The organism is Bacteroides sp. D55t1_190419_B8, from assembly GCF_015558905.1.
Taxonomy (GTDB): Bacteria; Bacteroidota; Bacteroidia; order Bacteroidales; family Bacteroidaceae; genus Bacteroides; species Bacteroides vicugnae.
The window spans coordinates 61,121-83,966 of record NZ_JADMOU010000016.1; the positions used below are offsets into that span (position 1 = coordinate 61,121).

General features: G+C 42.1%; 13 protein-coding genes and 1 pseudogene. 4 read left to right on the forward strand and 10 right to left on the reverse strand.

Features of this window, described 5'->3' with window-relative positions; all coding sequences use genetic code 11:
- Positions 1-22: 22 nt before the first annotated feature.
- Positions 23-1,312, reverse strand: a complete 1,290-nt coding sequence (locus tag I2I13_RS14620) for a DUF2851 family protein (RefSeq protein WP_195649810.1) — start codon at positions 1,310-1,312, stop codon at positions 23-25.
- 83 nt (positions 1,313-1,395) lie between these two features.
- Here I2I13_RS14620 and dapB point away from each other — a divergent pair, with 83 nt between their 5' ends.
- From dapB to I2I13_RS14640, 4 genes are all read left to right on the forward strand, one after another.
- Positions 1,396-2,166, forward strand: coding sequence for a 4-hydroxy-tetrahydrodipicolinate reductase (dapB, locus tag I2I13_RS14625; RefSeq protein WP_148365463.1), 771 nt, complete (start codon positions 1,396-1,398; stop codon positions 2,164-2,166).
- A 4-nt stretch (positions 2,167-2,170) separates the two neighbouring features.
- Positions 2,171-3,967, forward strand: a complete 1,797-nt coding sequence (gene lepB / locus I2I13_RS14630; protein ID WP_148365462.1) for a signal peptidase I — start codon at positions 2,171-2,173, stop codon at positions 3,965-3,967.
- A gap of 42 nt (positions 3,968-4,009) precedes the next feature.
- The gene (lepB, locus tag I2I13_RS14635) at positions 4,010-4,951 is read left to right on the forward strand and encodes a signal peptidase I (RefSeq protein WP_148365461.1); all 942 of its coding nucleotides are present in this window, start codon (positions 4,010-4,012) and stop codon (positions 4,949-4,951) included.
- Positions 4,952-5,028: 77 nt separating this feature from the next.
- Complete coding sequence (locus I2I13_RS14640; RefSeq protein ID WP_148365460.1) at positions 5,029-5,667, forward strand: WbqC family protein; 639 nt, start codon at positions 5,029-5,031, stop codon at positions 5,665-5,667.
- 217 nt (positions 5,668-5,884) lie between these two features.
- On the opposite strand, the gene I2I13_RS14645 is transcribed toward I2I13_RS14640, so the two are convergent.
- The 9 genes and pseudogenes from I2I13_RS14645 to I2I13_RS14685 all read right to left on the reverse strand — a co-directional run bounded on the left by I2I13_RS14645 (position 5,885) and on the right by I2I13_RS14685 (position 22,830).
- Positions 5,885-6,076 (reverse strand): hypothetical protein, encoded by a 192-nt coding sequence (locus I2I13_RS14645; protein WP_195649839.1) that lies wholly within the window; start codon positions 6,074-6,076, stop codon positions 5,885-5,887.
- A gap of 1,033 nt (positions 6,077-7,109) precedes the next feature.
- A pseudogene (locus tag I2I13_RS14650) lies at positions 7,110-7,694 on the reverse strand (Fic family protein); the annotation flags it as partial.
- A 131-nt stretch (positions 7,695-7,825) separates the two neighbouring features.
- On the reverse strand, positions 7,826-10,078 hold the full coding sequence (locus I2I13_RS14655; protein ID WP_195649811.1) for a glycoside hydrolase family 3 C-terminal domain-containing protein: 2,253 nt from the start codon (positions 10,076-10,078) through the stop codon (positions 7,826-7,828).
- Between the two features lie 185 nt (positions 10,079-10,263).
- Positions 10,264-12,261, reverse strand: coding sequence for a DUF5125 domain-containing protein (locus I2I13_RS14660; protein ID WP_195649812.1), 1,998 nt, complete (start codon positions 12,259-12,261; stop codon positions 10,264-10,266).
- 22 nt (positions 12,262-12,283) lie between these two features.
- Positions 12,284-13,774, reverse strand: a complete 1,491-nt coding sequence (locus I2I13_RS14665; protein WP_195649813.1) for a glycoside hydrolase family 30 beta sandwich domain-containing protein — start codon at positions 13,772-13,774, stop codon at positions 12,284-12,286.
- A gap of 30 nt (positions 13,775-13,804) precedes the next feature.
- Entirely contained in the window at positions 13,805-15,340 is a 1,536-nt protein-coding gene (locus tag I2I13_RS14670) for a RagB/SusD family nutrient uptake outer membrane protein (protein WP_195649814.1), read from the reverse strand.
- On the reverse strand, positions 15,340-18,345 hold the full coding sequence (locus tag I2I13_RS14675) for a TonB-dependent receptor (protein WP_195649815.1): 3,006 nt from the start codon (positions 18,343-18,345) through the stop codon (positions 15,340-15,342). The genes I2I13_RS14670 and I2I13_RS14675 overlap by 1 nt, the downstream gene beginning before the upstream one ends.
- Positions 18,346-18,555: 210 nt before the next feature.
- A complete protein-coding gene (locus tag I2I13_RS14680) occupies positions 18,556-20,199 on the reverse strand; it encodes a DUF6377 domain-containing protein (RefSeq protein ID WP_195649816.1) in 1,644 nt (547 codons plus the stop codon).
- 123 nt (positions 20,200-20,322) lie between these two features.
- Positions 20,323-22,830, reverse strand: coding sequence for a family 20 glycosylhydrolase (locus tag I2I13_RS14685; protein ID WP_195649817.1), 2,508 nt, complete (start codon positions 22,828-22,830; stop codon positions 20,323-20,325).
- Between the last annotated feature and the right edge of the window lie 16 nt (positions 22,831-22,846).

Consider the following 22,846-nt stretch of genomic DNA (forward strand, 5'->3'; position numbering starts at 1 on the left):
GGCATCTTGGTTATTTTAAGAACTAAATCTTTGTATGCTTTAAATACTCATAACCGAAGCGGCAGTACAAACATTTCCGCTTGTCACAATACTCTTTTTGTAACTGTATCAGTGCCTGACTATCCGCCGCACTGACTACCGGAAGTCCGGCATCGCTCCACGAACGAATGATGTGATTACTCTCCGCCTTCAATTCTTCCAAAAAACGTGCGGCACGTTCACACATTCGTTCATCCGTCTTGTGCAAACCATAGGTATAAAGAAAAGGAACCAGCGTATTAATGATAATCAAATCCTTGGAACGCTCTCCCATCGTCTTTTCCTTTTGTGAAGAAAGTCGCCCGAATAAATAATGATTCTCCCAATAGGAAGACGTACGTGTATCCAGTAAAGCTCTCACATCCGTCAGAGTATCCGCTTCCAGTAAACGTGAAAACAGCTTATCTCCTTTCTGATAGAGATAGGCCAACTGCGCCAAGCGAATATGCGGAAAGTTTTCCGGACGAAGCCGTAGAAAACGCCATAAAGTAGCATCCATCCCCTGCCCGATTTCAAATTTTCGCTGCAAATAACGAAACTCTTTGCAAAGACGAATACTATACTCGTCCTCCTGTTCCTTTTTCAGAAATGTGTCTTCCAACAACCCTGCCAAACCATAGAAGAAAGCTTCTATCTGAAACAAATTATTCCGGTGCTTATCCATCGCACGAAATGGCAACAATTCCGCCCACGTTTCAAAAGCATCTCCGTTCAATCCAAAACCGAAATTACGGGCAAGGGTGATAAAGAAAGCATCTTCCCAATTACTGTTGCAAAGTTCGAGACGATGCATGATTAACTGTGCTTTCTGTTCCAAACGCTCTGTTTGCAAAGCGGTCAGCCAGGAATGGATAGTGAGTTTGGGAAGAGAGGCAAGGATGGGATAGCAAGCCGGATAATGATCGGCTACGCAAAGTTCATGATAATGGGATTGCACATTTTCCGGACAAGTCAGCAATAGTTGTGGTATCTGTTCACCGTTGGTACGGGTTATTTCCGTATCCACCTCGCTCACCACATGGAGAATTACAGAATCGTAGGCTTTGTCGCAATTATGCCCGTGGCGAAACCAATCAGAAGAATGTGTATGTATTTCTATATTCCCTACCCATAAGGTGCCATCAATCTTTAGTTTCGCGTTAAAAAAGTCGGGACCGGCATTCGGGTTTTGCAGACCGGAATCAATCACTTCTACCGGTAAGCCGTTGGTGGTTTGCAGTACTTTCAGAGGAAATAATTTATGTTTCCACACGTAGTGGAGAAGATGTTCCATGTTAACAAGACGTTAATGTGCGCTGCAAATGTAATAAAAATCTTATCTTTGCGACTATTATTTTGAATATAAGTCAGAAAACAATGAAAATAGCACTGATCGGTTACGGAAAGATGGGCAAAGAGATAGAAAAGGTTGCCCGTAGTCGCGGACATGAAATCGTCTGCATCATTGACATCAATAATCAGGATGACTTCGAATCCGAAGCGTTCAAATCGGCCGATGTGGCCATTGAGTTTACCAATCCGATGGTAGCTTACAGCAATTATATAAAAACTTTCAAAGCCGGTGTGAAACTGGTATCCGGCAGCACCGGATGGATGGCCGAGCATGGCGAAGAAATCAAAAAGCTCTGCACTGAAGGAGGCAAAACACTGTTCTGGTCGTCCAACTTCAGTCTGGGAGTCAGCATTTTCTCTGCCGTCAACAAGTATCTGGCTAAAATTATGAACCAGTTCCCCACTTATGATGTCACCATGAGCGAGACACATCATATTCATAAACTGGATGCTCCTAGCGGAACAGCCATCACTCTGGCAGAAGGTATTCTGGAAAAGATGGACCGTAAGGACAAATGGGTGGAAGGAACTTTCCTTGCACCGGACGGAACCATTAGCGGAACCAACGATTGCGCGCCTAATGAACTTCCTATCGCCTCTATCCGCGAAGGAGAAGTGTTCGGTCTGCATACCATTCGCTATGAATCTGATGTAGACAGCATAACTATCACGCATGATGCTAAAAGCCGTGGCGGATTTGTATTGGGAGCCGTACTGGCAGCCGAATATACTGCCACACACGAAGGTTTTTTGGGCATGAGTGATTTATTCCCATTCTTGAAATCAACAAAATAAAGATATGCTAAAAAGATTATTTTCTTTCAAAGGAAGAATCGGACGGTTAGAATATTTTCTAACAGCTCTTTTCACAGGGGTGATAACACTTCCCATAACATATGCAGAAGAAGAGGCCCCCCCCTTTCTTATTATGCTTATTTTAATTCCTATAATATGGATCAATGTCGCACAGGGTGCTAAAAGATGTCATGATTTGGGAATAAACGGGTTTTGGCAATTAATACCTTGCTTTCCTTTTGTCCTGATTTTCAGAAAAGGAGAAGATAAAGACAATCAATACGGATCAACTTTACAGTTAAATCTACCAAAAGAAACAACAAAAGTGGAGCATGTACAATGGATCAAATGTGCCATTGCTATTCTACTTTACCTCGCTTTCCTTCTCTGGGTACGGAGTTGGTGGGGATTGATTATTGTTCCTTTCATTTTCGATATTTATATCACAAAGAAAATACCTTGGTCTTTTTGGAAGAAGTCGAAGAATCCGGCTGTCCGCAGTGTGATGAGTTGGGTGGATGCCATCGTATTTGCGTTGGTTGCCGTCTACTTCGTCAATATCTACATCTTCCAGAATTACCAGATCCCTTCCTCTTCGCTGGAAAAATCATTGCTGGTAGGCGATTTCCTGTATGTAAGCAAGATGAGCTACGGTCCCCGCGTACCGAACACTCCGCTTTCTATGCCGTTGGCACAACATACGCTGCCTGTCTTCAATACTAAATCGTATATCGAGTGGCCACAATGGAAATACAAACGGGTACCGGGCTTCGGCAAAGTGAAGCTGAATGACATTGTTGTCTTCAACTTCCCGGCAGGAGACACGGTAGCAGTGAACTACCAACAGACAACGGACTTCTATACGCTGGCTTACGGTGAAGGACAACGCATCTACTCCAAACAGATTGAAATGGATAGCCTGACACGTTCACAGCAACGTGCGATCTATGATCTCTACTACGCCGCCGGACGTAAACAGATTCTAAACAATCCGCGTACTTACGGTGAAGTACTGTGGCGTCCGGTAGACCGTCGCGAGAATTATGTGAAACGTTGTGTCGGCTTGCCCGGTGATACATTGCAAATTGTAGACGGACAGGTGATGATTGACGGTAAGGCGATTGAGAACCCCGAAAACCTGCAATTCAACTACTTCGTGCAGACTACCGGTCCGTACATTCCGGAAGATATGCTGCGCGAATTAGGCATCAGCAAGGATGACACCATGCTGATAGAAGACTCTGGCTGGGAAGGCGGATTATTGGAAATGGGACTGGACAACCGGAATGCGCAAGGCAAACTGAATCCGGTATATCATCTTCCATTGACTAAAAAGATGTATGACACTCTCCTTGGCAATAAAAAGCTAATCAGCAAAATAGTAATGGAACCGGAAGAATACGCCGGACAGATGTATCCGCTAAACCTTTATACCAAATGGAACCGCAACAATTACGGTCCGATCTGGATTCCTGCCAAAGGAGCTACCATTACCCTCACAGAAGACAACCTGCCTATCTATGAGCGTTGCATCGTAGCCTACGAAGGCAACAAGCTGGAAGTGAAACCGGACGGTATCTACATCAACGGTGAAAAGACCAATGAATATACCTTCAAAATGGATTATTACTGGATGATGGGTGACAACCGTCACAACTCTGCCGACTCCCGTTATTGGGGTTTTGTACCCGAAGATCATGTAGTGGGCAAACCGATTGTCGTATGGCTGTCGCTTGACAAAGACCGTGGATGGTTTGACGGTAAAATCCGTTGGAACCGCCTCTTCAAGTGGGTAGACTGATAAGTGTACGGATAGAATAGAGTGATAAGGTGATAAATATTAATGAACATTCGTAAATTCAAATGGATACTAGCATTTGCCGGAGCAGTAGTCGTAGTGCTTCTACTCCGGGGATTTGCTTTTACGTCCTGCCTTATCCCTTCCACCGGTATGGAAAACTCCATTTTCCAGGGTGAACGTATCTTAGTGAATAAATGGAGTTACGGGTTGCGAATTCCTTTCATGTCGCTCTTTTCTTATCATCGTTGGTGCGAAAGTCCTGTACGGCGACAAGATATCGTAGTGTTCAATAATCCGGCCGGAATCCGGGAACCTATCATCGACCGCCGGGAAATCTATATCAGCCGTTGCCTCGGAATGCCGGGTGACACCTTATTTGTTGATTCCCTTTTCTCCGTTATTTCTCCCGAGGCACAGTTCAACCCGGATAAGAAAAGACTTTATTCGTACCCCGCTTCAAAAGAAAATCTGATAACCTCACTGATGCATACTCTTTCCATCACCAACGACGGATTGATGGGAAGCAATGACAGTACCCACGTGCGCAGTTTCAGCCGTTATGAATACTATCTGCTGGAACAGGCGATGAATGGAAAAGAGTGCTTCGTTCAACCTCTGTCGAACAAGGAAAACACTGATCCGAATCCGCTGATTGTTCCCGGAAAGGGGCAATTTATACGTGTCTATCCCTGGAACATAACCCTGCTACGAAATACGCTCGTGATGCACGAAGGCAAACAGGCAGAGATAAAAAACGATACCCTCTACGTGGACGGAAAGCCCACGAAACACTGTTATTTCACAAAAGATTATTATTGGATGGGGTCTAACAATACCGTCAACTTCTCCGACTCGCGTCTTTTCGGATTTGTCCCGCAAGACCATGTCATCGGAAAAGCCTCCGTCATCTGGTTCTCCAAAGAAAAAGACACGGGACTGTTTGACGGATACCGATGGAACCGTTTTTTCAGAACAGTGGAATAATCTTCTGATTTCCGATTCATAAAAGAAACAACTCCTTAATAATATCCTCAACTATAGAGTTCCCTAAACGAATTAAAATGAAAGAAATGAAAATAGCCTATTTATCTTCAGCTTATCTCGCTCCCGTCGAATATTATACCAAACTTCTGACTTATGACAAAGTGTTTGTAGAACAACATGACCACTACATCAAACAAACCTACCGTAACCGGTGTACCATTGCCGGACCATCCGGCGAATTAGCTCTTTCCATCCCAACCGTAAAACCCGACACATTGAAGTGTCCAATGAAGGATATCCGCATTTCCGACCACGGCAACTGGAGACATCTGCACTGGAACGCCATCGAATCGGCCTACAACAGTACTCCTTTCTTTGAATATTACAAGGACGACTTCCGTCCCTTCTACGAAAAGAAATACGAGTTTTTAATCGATTTCAACGAAGAACTATGCCGGATGGTCTGTGAATTGATAGATATTCACCCCACTATGGAGCGTACTAGTGAATATAAGATGGAGTTTGCTCCCGGAGAATCCGATTTTCGGGAAGTCATCCATCCCAAAAAGGATTTCCGGGAAGTAGATACAGAGTTTGTTCCACAACCTTACTATCAGGTTTTCGAATCCAAACTGAGTTTTCTACCTAATTTGAGTATCATAGACTTGTTGTTCAATATGGGACCGGAAAGTCTGTTGACATTAGGTAAACGATAACCTCACTTTTCTATTAGAATGTAAAAAGAGTATATAGCATCGCGCTCCAAAAGACGGAGAAAGATGTTTACCGCTTCAATCTATCATTATCTATACATCAACTTTCTGATACAAGGAATGTATATGTTCTACGGAAATAGGTACATGCATTAAATGTCAAATTCTCTACAACTAATAAATAAATGCTCGAATGTAATTGATTATCAGTGAGAAATTGTTATTTTTTTGCAGAAAGCAAAGAAAGTATATGATGAAAGCAAAGAAAACAAGAGAGATAGCTTTCAGGATTCATAAAACAATTGAGGGTCAGATAAAAAGACATCATTTCATCATCGGATGAAAAGATAGCGTGCATGAGTTGCGTCGTGTCCCCCGGACGAGCCTGCTGGTTGCTTAAAACTTCTTCCATAAGAATTTTAATTAAATGGTGAATAAATTAAGTTCAACGGGGCGATACAGAAAGGTAGTTTTAAGGAATAAAAGAAGCGGTTCCGCCTGTCCCATTGCATTCCACTATCCACGACAGCAGTAGGTGCACTAACATCCTACATGGGGGTGCGAAACCGCCATATAGGATTAATGGGACGGGCATAAAAAAAGCCCGCCACACTGATACGGCAGGTTCTCCGCCGTGGTTTAAAATGGAATGCACTACAAAGATAGAATATAAAATCAGAAAAGAGAAAAGAAAATCAGTATAAATTGAAGTTTACAGCAATAAGCTTAAGGCAGAACTTCCTAAAGCCTACTTGTTACTATAAGATTCATATGGAAGGTTCACCGGTTTCACCTTTAGCTGAATAGTTCTAAATCAAATGTTTATGGTGAAAGAGGTACATAAAAAAAATAAAGAACCATCCTTCACCTCCTTCACAAAGATAAAATGCAGAGAAATAAATAGCAATATAGCATCGTGGAAATGCTTATATCGTATAGATTAAGTGTCTATACATCCAATTTGTTGGGTATATATAGCCAATGTATTGGGCATATATAGCCAGCATGTTGGATATATATCCTGCGTCTTGGGTATATATGTCCAACAACTCAAGTATTAATAACCTAGATACAAAGTATTAATGGCCTATAACTCAAGTGTTAATACTTGATGGAGCGTTTGCTATGAGCTTATTAATTTTAGCTTATAGCATATTCGTTTTTGCTTATAGCATATTTACTTTAGCTTATAGCATATAAAAAGAACGGTGAAGAGTGTGAAGGATGAATATTTCTATATTTTGCGTTTCCTTTCACCATAAATATCTGGTCTATAACTATTCAGCTAACGGTGAAACTGGTGAAACTTTATTTAAAACTATTAGAGAATTACATAAGTTCGATATTAATAAATGCAACAGCCGTTACTGTAACGGTGATTTCGTTAATGAAAAACAACACAATATACAATGGGTGGAAGTCTTATCAAAAGAAGCCCTACAAGATTAAAACATAAAACTAAATCCTTTATTGTGAGAAGCTTTATATTTTTGAATTTCCAAAGACAGTGTTTTTTTCAACTGCACTGCCATGAAATCCAAAAAAGGCTGGTTGGTTTCATCATCTTGCGCCTGTTGTAAAGAAAGGATATAATCTGCCCTATCCTCCTTAAAAATCTTAGCGGGGAAAAGATGATAGCAGAATTGAATATAGTTCATCAATAAACGAGCTGCTCTCCCGTTACCATCCACCCAAGGATGAATAGTCACTAAATTGAGGTGAGCATTAAAACTTAATTCGTATTGTTCACGGAACGTTTCCACATTCTTTTGCCGTTCCTGCAACAAGAAACAAAGTTCTTCTACTTTAACAGATACTTTTTGATAACCCATATAAGAACGCCCACCTACACCAGCCGTAACGTCACACAAACGGAACTCACCTCTGGAAGAATCGAAAGAGCCGCCTATTGTATTATGCCTTCCCCCTGTTGTCCGCATCAAAGTAGCGTTTAACTTCTGCAAGAAAGCAGGAGTTATAACAGTATTGCGTTCCGCTTCCTTTTTAGCAAGCTCATATGCTTTCTTACTATTTTTTTGCAAGCGTAGGGAAAATGAGGCAATAAAAAAACGCTAAGTCGATTTGTTGCAATCACTTAGCGTTTTCCGAGTACCCAGACTCTCTGTCATCTCCTTAAAAAAATCTCTAACCAAACATCTACCTATTTCAACTCAAATGGTACAGTACCTTTAATATCCCTGGATGAACTACCGATCATTGCCTCAAACTTGCCCGATTCGGCCACCCATTCGTGTTTAGCATCATCGAAGAAGCTCAATGCTTTCTTATCAATCGTCAGCGTTACCGCTTTCTCTTCGCCCGGAGCCAGTTTCACTTTCCGGAAACCTTTCAACTCTTTGATCGGACGAGGAAGAGAGGATTTCTTATCACTGATATAAAGCTGAACAACTTCCTGACCTTCACGAGTGCCTGTATTCTTCACATTAACTGTGAAAGAGATGGTATCATCTGCTGTCATTGTTTTCTTGTCAGCCGAGGGTTTTCCATAAGCGAAAGTAGTGTAGCTCAATCCGTGTCCGAACGGGAACAACGGTTTGATCTTTTCTTTATCCGCCCAGCGATAACCTACAAAAATATCCTCCCGATAGATTTCATTAATCGTATCTCCTCTATGTTTAGACTGTGCCAGTTCTTCCTTATTACCCGGATATTCGCCCAATTTATGCGCCCCTACATCTTCCAGTTTTGCCGGGAAGGTGAAAGGAAGTTTTCCCGAAGGATTGGCGTCTCCTACCAACACGGAAGCGAGAGCTGTTCCGGCTTCCGAACCCAGGAACCAGCCTTGTACAATGGCCGGCACTTCATTTACCCAAGGCATGGCCACAGCATTGCCGGAGATATTGACCACAATCAGGTTTTTATTCACCTTTGCCAGTTCACTTATCACTCTATCTTGTGCGTATGGTAAACCTAAAGAAGCACGGTCCGAATCTTCACAATCCTGATGATTACTCTTGTTCAAGCCACCGAAGAAGATAACATAATCAGCATCTTTAGCCACTTGCAAAGCCTCTGCAAGCAGCTCATCTTCCGAACGGTTGTCTTTCAAGTCCTGGCCGGTTTTCACACCGTTATACTCTCCTGTCGGATCGCCTACATACCCACGGGCATATACCACTTCCGCTTGTGAGCCCACACGACTTTTCAGTCCATCCAACGGAGAAATCTCATATTTCACTTTCAAAGAAGAACTACCACCGCCCACAGTCATCATCTTAATGGCATTTTCACCGATAACGGCTATTTTCTTAGCTTTATTCAAATCGATAGGCAGTACGTTACCATTATTTTGCAACAATACAATACCTTCTTCACCAATCTTGCGTCCGGCTTGCCCGTGCTCAGGAGAGCCTAAAGAGCCAAATGGTTTGTGCGGGTCCATTGAAGTACGGAAAATCAGACGAAGGACATTACTAACCTTTTCATCCAGTTCTTTTGTTCCTACTTTACCTTCCTTGATTAATTTCAGGTAAGGGAAAGCAAGGAAATAATTATCATAGGCATTTCTCGTTCCGGCAGACAGTCCGTTCGTCCATGAACCAAACTCGAGGTCCATGCCATTGTGAATCGCTTGCTCGGTATTGTGCACACCTCCCCAGTCGGACACTACGACGCCGTCAAAGCCCCATTCATCGCGAAGAATATCCTTAAGCAGGCGTTTGTTATGACAGGCGTGCTCTCCCTGATAGAGATTATAGGAGCCCATAATCGACCATGCGCCACCTTCCTGAACAGCTGCTTTAAAAGCAGGCAGGTATATCTCATAAAGGGCACGATCACTTAATTCCACATTCGTGGTATGGCGGTTAAACTCCTGATTGTTCAATGCATAATGCTTCACGCAAGCAGCCACTCCATTCTCTTGCACACCTTTGATGTAAGGAACCACCATTGTGGCAGAGAGGTACGGATCTTCTCCCATATATTCGAAGTTACGTCCGTTCAAGGGTGTACGGTAAATATTCACACCGGGGCCCAACAGAATGTCTTTTTTGCGATAACGCGCCTCTTCACCGATACTTTTCCCGTAAAGATGAGACATTTCGGGATTCCATGTAGCAGCAAGGCACGTCAGTGCCGGATAGGCAATACAGGAATCGTTTGTCCATCCTGCCTGATCCCATTCATCCCATAAGACTTCCGGACGGATACCGTGAGGACCATCAGTAGCCCATACTTCCGGGATGCCAAGACGGGGAACGCCTGCCGAACTAAATTTAGACTGTGCATGAATCATCTTTACCTTTTCTTCAAGGGTCATCCGGTTCAACGCATCTTTCACTCGCTCTTCGATAGGCTTACCTGTGTCCAAGTACACCGGCTTCTGCGCAAAAGCAGGCAGTGCAGTCATCACAGACAGGCCAAGTAACATTGCTTTGAATTTCATGTTCATTTATGATATAAGAAATAAGTTAATACTTTATTTATATAGACTCCCAAACAGGGGATATTTCCTAGTTGCGGACGGGTTTATTAATGTTTTTTACATTATTCCGACCAAAGATGAATCCTGAAAGGATACAAATCATTATACCCTTTCAGGAGAGTTTCAATAAAAATCCGGCATCAATCTTCAGATCAATTTATTTTCTCAACCTTCAGATCAGCATTTGCATTACCATTCGTTACATCAATGGTAAATCGATAGACACCTCCTTCTTCAAATGCTTTATTATCCTGCATTTCCAAATTTCCGGAATCTGCAAGTTTAAGCTGTTCCACTAAAGAATTGCTTGCATAATTTTTGAATTCATCTCCCCAATCATTCTGATAGAAGAACTTAAAACTAATCACTTCCCAGTCACCACTAGTTTTCAGTGTTTCCCCGGCTTTCAAGGTTAACTGATACTTTTTAGGAGCAACTTGTGCCAGACAGATCGCTTTACCTGGCTCCCAACCTACTTCGGAAGACGCAACAGAAGGCTTACCGATTCCTTTCCCGATAGCCCAGATTGCACCTGTTCCGTCATCTTGCAATTTGGCCGGTTTACCATCTTTCAAAGCCATTACGGAAAAATACTTCAAAACAGCATTAGCTGTCACCCGATAATCTCCGTTAATCGGCAGGAACTTCAATGCACCATCACTTTGTTTCTCAAAGAAGTCAGGATCAATCCACCATTCATTCAAATTATCAATACCTGTGACAGTTATCATTTGTCCTTGTGTGAACGCCTGATCCGACTTATATACATCAGTATCTGTCACCTCCATCTTATCATTACCAAAGAAGATATCGGGTGCAGGTAAATCTACCTTCCCCACTTTTTCCACTGTCAACACAGCCTTGGTATTACCCTTTGTTACATCAACAGTAAACCTGTAAATACCTCCTCTTTCGAACTTCTGACCTTCTTCCAGTCCCAGATTACCATCCGATGAGATTTTAACCAGTTCACTCGTTGTAGAAATAGCATCCCCTTTAAACTCACCATTGTCCCATTTATTGATATGGAAGAATTTAAAGTTTATATCATCCACTTTGATGGTAACTCCAGCTATAAATGTCAGTTGATACTTCTTCGCAGTAAGCTGTGGCATACACAAACCGTTTTCCGGCGTCCACCCTACTTCAGAAAGTGCCACCGACGGTTTACCGATTCCTGTTCCAATAGCCCAGATAGCCCCTGTTCCGTCATCTTGCAACTTAGCAGCCTCACCATTCTTTAAAGCAATGACAGAAAAATACTTCAGTTTACCATTAGCTGTTATCTTGTAACTTCCGTCAATCGGAAGGAATTTCAATGTTCCATCTTCCTGTTTCTCAAAATAATCCTGGTCTATCCACCAATTATCATAATCAGGTACCCCTTCAAACGCTAGAATGTCATTCTTCTTCAAAGTCAGCTTGATTGCATAGATATCATTCTCTACCAACTCCATATCTTCACCGTTCACCTTTAACTTGGCAAATGGTTCTGCCTCGTAAGTCAACGTATTAAACTTGATAGCATAATTTCCCGGTTCCGTATTAGAAAATGAAATAGAATTAGTAGAACCAGCTTCAATCGTTCCATTCTCCCAACCAAAAGTCAATTCGTTACCATTCTCTCCCACTTTCGGAGTCTTGATATACGCCTTCATTTTTTGTGAGAAGTCTCCTGTCACACTATACTCATACATGGATTGACGGTCCATCCGGTACTCTTTTCCCTCCTCATCCACTAATGTCAGATAGGGGAAATCCGGTCGTGCCAGAGCGAGTTCTTTCGTCATTTCCGTGGTAGTAAAATGAATGTTCTGAAGAATATATCTCAAAGTTGCCTTTCCATTAGGAATATTAGCATAATAAGGAACAAAGATTTTACCAGTATAGTCATTTCCGCTTGTCTTTGTACGGATGACTGTTTCGGACACTTGCTCTTCTCCATAAAAAAGCTGTGCTTTCAACGTAGAAAGAGGCACATCCACATCTGAGGCTTTAATCGTAAACGGAAGACTGTCACCAAAAAGAGCATCTGCATTCTCTGCTTTGATTTCCATACTCGGATTACCGGGCAAGAATTCGTCATCATTACAGGAATTCATGGATAACATTCCTGCTAGAGCCAATATAATATAACTGTTTTTTTTCATTGTCTTGATCATTTTAAGGTTCTTATTCCGACTTTGCCCAACGATAGGAAGTTACAGATTTGCCCGGAACATCATAAGCAAAATGACGCTTACCATCACTTAAGGTTATCTTTTTAGTTTTTTCATTATTATTCATCAGAACAAAAGCATAAGTTCCATCCGGATTCTCGAAAGCAGAATACATAATATTGCTATCAGCATAGCCGGATACACCGATACGTACCGCTCCCGGTTTCACTACACTTGAAAGATGAGCGATGATATAATAATGTGAGTTGCGGATAATTGTCTTATAGTCACTATTACTAATATCCACCGCTCCGTAGCAGGTCTGGCAACCGCCTTCACGGTTAGGAGCACGGTCATTATCAAGCATCAGGTTCCACACTATCACTCCCCTACACCAGTTGTTGATCGTACCCAATGCGACTTCTTTCATATCTTCCAGCAATCGTTTCGACAAATCACGTCCGCTATTCCATGTTCCGATAGAAGTCTCCGTGAAAAGAAGCTCCTTTTCAGGATAAGCTTTATGTATATTTAAAAGCTCTTCACGGTTCCCGCCATAGTTATGATAAGCAGCTCCGGCCAGATATTGGGAAGCACTTGCATCTTCATACATCTTACCGGGGTAATTCTTTTCTGTTTCAATATCACTATAATCATAGTTATGATCGTATGCATAAATCTTCGTAACCAGTCCAGCTGTTTTGAATTTAGGTCCGAGTGCTGTTTTCACGAAGTCTCTCTGTTCTTCCCAACTCATATAAAGTGAAGCAGAATTACCACGGTTCAACGGTTCGTTCTGGGGAGTCACAGCATAAATATTAATACCTTCAGCCTTAAATGCTTGTACCCATTTCACAAAATAAGTAGCATAATCCTGATAATAGACCGGATTCAGCTGACCGTTTGTCCATGAATCTAGCGGAGTAAGGTCTGTGAGACTCTTTACTTTCATCCATTTTGGACAAGTCCAAGGAGCGGCAATAACTTTAATAGAAGGATTAATGTTCAGAATCTCTTTCAGAATCGGAAGAATATAGTCTTTCTCTTCACTCTGCAAAGCAAAATGTTCAATACCTTTTGTATCGCAACAGGTATATTCGCTCAATGAAAAATCCGAGCAGCCGATGGAAATACGGATATAGCTAAATCCGAATCCTTTGTCATCAGAGAACGTTTCCGAAAGGAAAGCATGACGGTCTTCCGGTTTCATTTGCAGAAGATTAAAACAAGTAGCACCAGTGATAGCTACTCCGAAGCCATCCATTGTCTGATATTGTTCAGTCGGGTCCAACGTAATTGAAGTAGGTGCCAAATTATCTTTCGAGCTGAAATTCACAGCATCACGAGTCAAATCGCGAGTCAGACTGCTAGTGGTCGCATAAATGGTCACATCTCCGGTTGGAACAGGTGCAACCGGTTTTTCCGCATCGTCACTGTTGCTGCATGCAGCTAATATGGTGAAGCATCCAAGAAAGGTTAATGCTATATTTCTCATGTCTATCATAATCTTAAGTTTTCTATGTTTTTAGTTGAATTAATAACCCGGATTTTGGTGAATCTTATCATTCGCGTCAATTACCGACTGCGGAATTGGCAAACGATAAGAGTTCCTATCAAAAGTGTAAATCTGCGCTTTGCGCCCCGAATCCTTAGAATACACAGCATTCATCACCTCTTCTACCTTGTCCAGACGGACCAAATCAAACCATCGTTGCCCCTCAAAAGCCAGTTCTAACCGGCGTTCCTTAAGCAAGGCATTCAACAGGACGTTCTTATTTGAACGGACAGAGGCGGGAAGTGCTCCCAATTTGGCACGTTCGCGAACTTCATCTATTATACGGGCTGCTCCTTCCAAATCCGGGGTATCCTGCATAATCAACGCTTCTGCTTTCAGCAACAGAACATCGGCATAACGGTACTTGATGATACTGCTGTTGGCAGAGCGGCATTTATACATGAACGGATAATTATCAGACGGATAATAGTTGCTCCAATTACAATCATAGTATACTACCGATTCTTTGAAACGGACTTCATCCCCTTCCTGTTTGAAAGCACTAATCAGGTCACGTGACGGAGTCACCCATTTCGCCCACGTGAAATTGTTATTCCAGTTCACGAGATCACGCCCAAACATCCATGTACACCAGTTACCTGCTCCGGAAGTAAATTGTGCCTCAAGAATCGACTCTTTCGTATTGCGCATCTTCGCATCTGTTCCCGCAGCATTCATTCCAAACAAATCACTGAAATCATCCACCAGATCAAAACCGTCAGCTTTCACCTCATCACAATATTGGATAACTTTGGTATAATCACGCAAAGGTTTCTCGGCATAAATTTTAGCCAATAAGGTACGAGCTACAGACTTGGTAAACAACGTCTTATTCCCCGGAGTATTATCCGGAGCATACAGCACTGCATCCAACAAATCTCTTTCAATCTGTTGATAAGCTTCAAGTTCCGTATTTTGTTTGGGGAAATATTGCGGATATACCTCATCAATGTTTTCAGAAGTAATATCATCAGCTACCGTTGTAATCACCGGAAAATCTCCCCACAGACGTACCATGTCAAACATTACCATGGCACGGAATATCTTCGCTTCTGCTTTGTATTGCGCCCGTTCGGCAGTAGTCAACGAATTATCTGTCACCAGGTCAATGTTACAAATGAGTTTATTAGCACGGGCCACATCTTCCAGATAACGGTTCCAGTCACGTTCCAACACTGAATTGGAACCTTCAATCGAATTATTCTCAAACGGAACAACTTCCGCCCCGGTAGTACCGGCATAAGCATTATCCGAATGGGAGTCTGAAATCAAAAGTAAATCCACATACCAATGTTCCTGACGATCACGCATCTGATTATAAAGCGTTGTCAGATGACTTTCGACTGCAGCTTTATCCTTGAATACGATTTTTGTACCATCACTTGTCACTCCTTCCGTCACATCCGAATAGGTGTCTAATGGCTCATAATTCAGCGAGCAGGAAGAAAGTCCCAATAGCAAACCGGAGGTTAATCCGTAAAATATAGTTCTTAGTTTCATAATCTTTCCTTTCATTAGAATTCAACATTAATACCAAACACGTATGATCTGCAATGCGGATAAGTACCCCAATCGATACCTTGTACCGTACCACTGTTACCCCATTGGTTTACTTCCGGATCCATTCCCGAATAGCTGGTCCATGTCAGCAGGTTAGTAGCCGTGAAGTAAGGTTGCAAACGGGTGATTCCCCATTTCTTCAATAGTTTACCTTTAAAGTTGTAGGACAAGGAAACATCTTTCAATCTTAGATAACTGCCATCTTCTACAAAATAGGTAGAATTAAGCAATTTGAAATTGGCCTTAGGCACATCTGTTATCTGTCCGGGGATTTTCCAACGGTTCAATACACGATCCGATTGATTCTTACCATCATACATCCCTTCCGTTTCGATACGTGAAGCGTTATAAATATCATTTCCATAAGAGCCTTGGATAAAGATGCTCAAATTAAAGCCTTTCCAAGAGAATGTATTGGTCATACCATAAATGAAGTCCGGATTCGGATCGCCGATATAGGTACGGTCGGAAGATGAAATCTTACCGTCATTATTCAAATCACGATACATCAATTCACCGGTTTCAGGGTCTACCCCATCACTTATGTAGCCGTAGAAACCTCCCAAAGCACGTCCCGGTTCATTACGCACCACATAGTCATTCACTACATCCGCTGTTTTAGCATCGTAATAAACTTTCTGTAATTCCAGTTTTGTCAATTTATTCCGGTTAAAAGAAATATTGAAATCTGTATCCCATGTAAATGCTCCTCCACGGAGATTTTTCGAACTAATAGAAAGCTCAAAACCCTTATTTACCATTTCACCCTCGTTACGGGCAATAGACGTAGCTGCTGCGGCACCGGCTGGTAATGACACATTCATCAACATGTTTTTGGTCTTCTTATAATAATAGTCGGCATTAAACGTCAACCGTCCATTCAATATGGTCAGATCCAGACCTATATTGGTCTGTGTCGTGGTTTCCCATGTTAAATCAGATGTACGTAAGTTTGCCTGGCTAATGGTAGGAACAGCATTTGCGTAATCAGTCGAATCACCTTCGCCACCTTTCTTAAACCATTCAATACGACCGATATTGTAACGCTGCAAATATGCATAGTCACCAATACCCGACTGGTTACCGGTCTGTCCCCAGCCACCGCGCAATTTTAAATCGTCAATCCATGTCAGGTTCTCCATGAACTTCTCCGAAGAAATACGCCAGGCAGCAGAGAATGAGGGAAATACGCCCCAACGATGATCAGGATGTAATTTAGAAGAGCCATCGGCACGAAGATTAGCTGTTACCAGGTATTTACTGTCGAAGTTATAAGCTACACGTCCGAAAAATGACATAATTCCCCATTGGGACGCACCTGTACCTGTATTATCCCAAGATATTTTATTGGCAGCATTCAGTGTTTGAATCAGATCGCTACGATAGTGAGAGCCGTTGATCCAGCTATTGGAATAGTCTGAATCCGTCCATGACGAACCGGCCATTACTTCCAAGCCATGTTTCTTGAAGTTTTTATTATAAGTCAGCACATTATCAAATGTCAGAACCGTGTTCATATTTCGATTGTCCGAAGCCTCACCGTACTGATTGCGTCCCCAAGCAGTAGAAATCGGATCAAGAAAAGTAGTATTAACGGCATTACGACGGTCAAGAGTAAGAGTAGACTTGAACTTCAGTTCCGGGAATGGAGTCAGCAATATATTACCCGATGCCAACAAGCGGTTTTCTTTGTCTTTATTATTTTTTGCGCGGGCCATATTTTCTAATGGATTTGTGATATTACCCACTCCATAGAAGTTATTATAATACTGATTAGGGTTCAAAGCATCCCACACCGGCGCATAGGTCGGTGTATTGATAACAGCCAGAATAACACCACCACGATTCGAACCTGTTCCCATTGCCCCACCTCCATTGCTTGTATAGTCTGAATATGAGATATTAGCACTTACTGTCAGCCATTTACGAACCTGGTTTTCCAGATTTACCCGGAAATTGTAACGCTTGTAATAAGAGATGTCCAACACTCCCTGTTCTTTGAGGTAACCCGCAGAGAGATAATATTTCATCTTCTCATTACCATTGGATACAGCTACCTGATAATTTTGAGTCTTTCCTGTTGTATACGTTTCATCAAACCAGTCAGTACGATCGGGTAATCCGTCCGGTAAAGACACTAGCCCGATTTCATCCTGCAACTCTTTATATTGTGCTGCATTCAAGGATTCTACTTTATCGGCTACTTTGTTCAGACCGAATTGGGCTGTCAAAGATACTTTGGCATTACCGGCTGCACCAGCCTTCGTAGTAATCAGAATGACTCCGTTAGCGGCACGTGAACCGTAGATAGATGCCGATGAAGCGTCTTTCAATATCTGCATACTCTCAATATCATTCGGAGAAAGGAACTTGATATTGTCTACAGGTACTCCGTCCACTACATACAACGGATCATTACTACCATTCATTGAAGTAGTACCACGTACACGAATAGACATCTCACCGCCCGGCGTACCATTAGGCTGAATCACCGAGACACCGGCCGCTTTACCTTGAATGGCCTGTCCTGCCGAAACGATAGGCCGCATATCCAAATCCTTGGTAGATACGGAGGAGATAGCGGTAGTCACATCTTTCCGTTTCACCGAACCATAACCGATGACCACCACTTCATCAAGTACTTCATTATCTTCCTGAAGTGTGATCTTCATCTGGTGGGCTGCCTTTACCTCCTGCGACTTATAACCCACATAAGAGAATATCAAAATGGCGTTTTGTTTAACGTTTAATGTGAAGTTGCCATCCAAATCGGTAATTGCTCCATTAGACGTACCTTTCTCTTGTACACTAACACCGATTAGCGGTTCTTTTTGAGCATCCAGGACCTGACCGGATGCAGTAATTTGCTGTGCGGATGCACTCAAAGATAAAAACATTGCCAAGATAGCAAAGAAAATCTTGCGACTCCCCGAAAGGATTTTTCGCCTGTTTTTTTTCATGCGTACTAAGTTTTAAAGTTAATAATAAGACGCTCGTCAGCAATGAGCTACTCTCATTACTTTCGAAGCACAGGTCAAAAGTATAAAGAAATTAAAGTGAGCTAACAAGGAGGGGACAATAAGTGGATTACACAAAACAACAATCCACTTATTATCACCTATTTACGCTCGTTACACATATCTAAAAAAGTGGTTAGTTTACAGTCTGAATTAGCGAATTTTTCGTACTAAATCTTCAAAATCTTCTCTCGAACCACGGGCTTTATTTCTTACTTTCGCCCGATAATTATAAATTGTATTCACCGAATAACGAAGAAACTCTGCAATTTGTGAACTGTCTTCAATACCCAGACGTATCAAAGCAAAGATTCGCAGTTCAGTATTCAATAACTCGCCTTTCTTCGGCAAAATCTGTTCATTCTCCTGTAATAAGTCATTGAATTTCCCCACAAAGTTAGGGAAGAGATGCAAGAAGGCTGTATCAAAGTTTGCATATAATTCTTCCAGTTCTTCGTCAAGAGCATCCTGCGAACGCGTTATCTTTAATAATTCTGCAATCTGTCCGGCAGATACTTTCTTATTCACCATACGCCGGTAAGCATCCAGCCGATTGATATAGGTAGAACATAACTTTATAAAACGGGCAATATATTCTTCTTTAATCTGATTAGACTCCGAAAGTTCTATATTGGTAGAAGACAGGCAACTATTCATTTGCCTCAATTCTTCATTCAATCCGTTTAGCTGCTTGTTAGCTACCTGAAGATGATTTCTTGCATCTGCCAGTTTTTTCATCTGACGGTAGATATAACCTAAAGCTACGATCAATAGCACCAATAATGCGGTGATAAGCAGCAGATTCTGTTGCAAACGGTCATTCTGCTTTTCAATCATAGCCTGATAGGTCTTATCAATCAATGAAAGTACATTGGCACTCTGCCAGCTACGCAAGCGGGCATTGTAGAATTTCGTCGCATTCCAGGAAAAGCGCATATATTGGTACGCACGTTCCATATCACCATCTTCGTAAAGTAGCTGGGCAAGCATCCACAACGAGGCATGGTCTTTAATGGCAGAACGGATATCCGATATAGCAGAAAGGCAAAGATTCCGTTTCTCTCCCAAGCTATCATTACTATACTTGTAAATCAAAGAACGATGGTAAGTGACCAATGCATACTGTGGAGTGTTCGCTTCTATTTCTGCCAGCCGAAGGTCATTCACTTTCAGGGCTTCCTCATATTGGCGTTGATCGCGAAGTGATGCTTCATGCATCAGTAGGTATTCTTCCGATTCTGGAGGCAATATGGCATATAAAGAATCTCTATATGCCTGCGAGATACTCCAGTAATGTCCTGAAAGAGTTTTATCCTGGGTATAAACGCTCAATTCGCCATACACATGGTCAAAGCAAGTGTAATAATCAGCTATTAAACGGGATACGACTTTCTGCCGGTCTACCGATTCTAAAACATCAATAGATTCCGTGTACATTCCCGTTGAAGATAATAATAATGAAAGCTGCAACTGACTTTCTATCTTCCGGTCTATATCATGCAAGCGCTCCGCAATCCGTATATTTTCATTCAAATAATGGATTGCAGAGTCGCAAATAAAGGCTTTATATTCTTTGTATATCTGACTGTTCAGGTTATAATGTTCCACAGAATTAACTTCTATTCCGTGTGTCAGTTCTTTAAGATGTCTGATACGCGATTCACGTTGAACCACATAAGTCTCATGCTCCCGAATCGTCAAATCAAGCACATTCAACAGCGAGTCCAGGGTTTTATCGGCCCAGGTATATAGTGGAAAAGAGAGAAGCAAAAGAAACAACAGGTACTTTTTTTTCATCGGAGTATTAAACTTTAATAGAAGATTACAAGACTAATAAAGACAAATGTAGAGAAAATCTTCGTATTTTAAAGAATAAAACAGATAGAAATTAAAAGTACATCTATTATACTATTCCACTAATTACTGTAAATAACAGCTGGTTACACTTTGCTTGTCCCTATAAAAAAGTTTTGCTTTTACAACAGCAGACTGACAGGTTACAGGGGCCTCCCATAGCATCGAATCAATCGTCGGTTCAGTTCCATCCGTCGTATAACATATCTGTGCTCCTTCGATAGGAGTATTCGCATACAGAAGTCCATCTCTCACGAAGAGTCCGGGATGCGGTAAACGGAAGTTTACCCCCATCCGGCTCCAATAAGGCATTTCCTTTACACTGATTTTCTCATAAAATAGTGCCAGATCCCGGTCAAAAGCCTGTTGCTCTGCTGCTCCGGAAAGAGTTTCCCAGTCCGGATGTGCATTCCAACCACGCTCTACCAGTCCCATCACTTTAGGGAACATATAATATTCTACCCATTGAAATCCTCGAATTGTTTCGGCAAACAGTTGGGCTTGTACGCCTTTTATCTGTTTCCTGCCGGATGCGGTCAAAGCCGTTTTTCCTTTTCCTGCGGAACTGATCTCAACCGGATTTCCCGCCATATCCGTACGGGAAGAACGATAGACATCGAATGGAAGCATGGAAAAGGCTTTGGATTCATCCACATATCCGCCCCAGAAATGTCCCGGTTCATCGGGATGAGCATCATAAGCCAAATCCAGATAGAAATTATTCACATTGCAGAGAATAACCGGATAACCGTTGTTGGCTATCTGATAAGGAATTTCATCCTCTTTCCATTCGGGAACAGTCTTCCATGAATTGATACCGGATGCGTGTTGAGCCAAATAAGTATGAGTATCTTTCTTATGCCCTAAAGCTACTTCTTGCCAGCCATTAAAGGATAAATTATGCTGTTGCAAACAATCAACCACCCGGGTAATGAAATATTCGGCCAAATCATGTGCCTTTTCCATTCCCTGTTCTTCCATGAGCGTTCTGCATAAGGGTGATCCCATCCATGCCCCTTTAGCCACCTCATCACCGCCTAAATGAATGGTAGTCAGTGGCGCATCCGCTTCCTTATACATGCTCACAATTTCCTGAATCACCTTCTCCATAAAACGGAAAGTGGAAGGTAAGGCTACATTCATAACATTATCCGTATAGGCCTGTGCGGAAACATATCGGGAAGTATCCTGCAAGTCACTCAAAAGATATTCCTTCGCTTTCTCCGGGTCTGTATCGATGTATTTCCGATAACGCGCATTCATTGCTACAATTGCCGCACGCGCATGGCCGGGAGATTCTATTTCCGGAATGACCTGCACATGTCTTTCGGTTGCATATCGCAATAAATCAATGAATTCCTCCCGGGTATAATAACCATTTCCCGATGTAGCGGCACACGGATCATATCCACCATCATAAGCCGGATACAACCAATCTTTTTCATCGGTAGTATGTCCCCGTCGTGATCCGATGGCAGTCAGTTCTTCCAACCCCGGAATTTCCAGCCGCCAACCTTCATCATCCGAGAAATGGAACTGAAGCACATTCAGTTTGTAAGAAGATAGAATATCAATCAGTTTCTTCAAGTGATCCACCGTTGTATAATTCCGGGCAATATCCAACATCTGTCCCCGATATAATAAATCCGGATAATCCTTTATAGACATTGCTTCCAACCGAAACGGACTCTCCTGTCCTTTCAGCAACCCCAACAGGGTCTGCGTTCCGTTAAAAATACCATGCGGAGTAGTAGCGCTAATCCTGATCTGCTGACCGTCGATACTCAATTCATAATATTCCTCATTAACTGCTTTCTTCTTGTCAGAAAGGTAATCCAGAGTAATGGTTACCGGAGCTTCCGGCACTACTTCCAAACCATACCATCCGGAAAGTTTCTCTTTTAGCAGTTTTCCCTCATTGGCAAAATCCTCATGGAAAGTCAAAGCTAGTTGTTTTTCTAACAAGATATTACCTCCGGTAGTAATCACCTTTTTTATGGAAGGTATTATATCCGTCAAGCGAAACTCCGGAGTAATAGCATTGTTCAAACGAAGGTTTGTTTCGTACGTTTTCCGGGCAATCGTTCTTTGCCATTCCGTCATAGGTAATGGTATGTTATTCAATGTTACAGGAAGTGGCTTACCTTTCGATGCTCCCGACTGGCTCACCCAGTAGCTTCCTTCGGGCGCATGCGAATTCTTTGGCACTTCCCCATCACACTGGAAAATCACTTTCAATGAATCTCCCGGAGCTAATGAGATAAAGCCCTCTCCCGGATACATTTTAAAAAGGGTTGCATTCACCTGCTCCACTCTAACCGGTGACGAAGCATCTTGGCGGATAGTACGGGGAAACTGCGAATAATAAATCTCCCATTCTTTTCCTACAGGAGTATCTGATATATTCTTCAGCAGAAATGAATTTTCATAATATTTACCCTTTTCATCGTAGTTTCCCATTTCCCAAGTTAAAGAAACCGGAGCTCCCGAATCATTCGTCGATTTACAACCGCCTGCAAAAAATAGGATGTACAGCCACCCTACTGTCCATAAAGAAAATTTTATATCATTCATAAATGTAGTCTTAGTG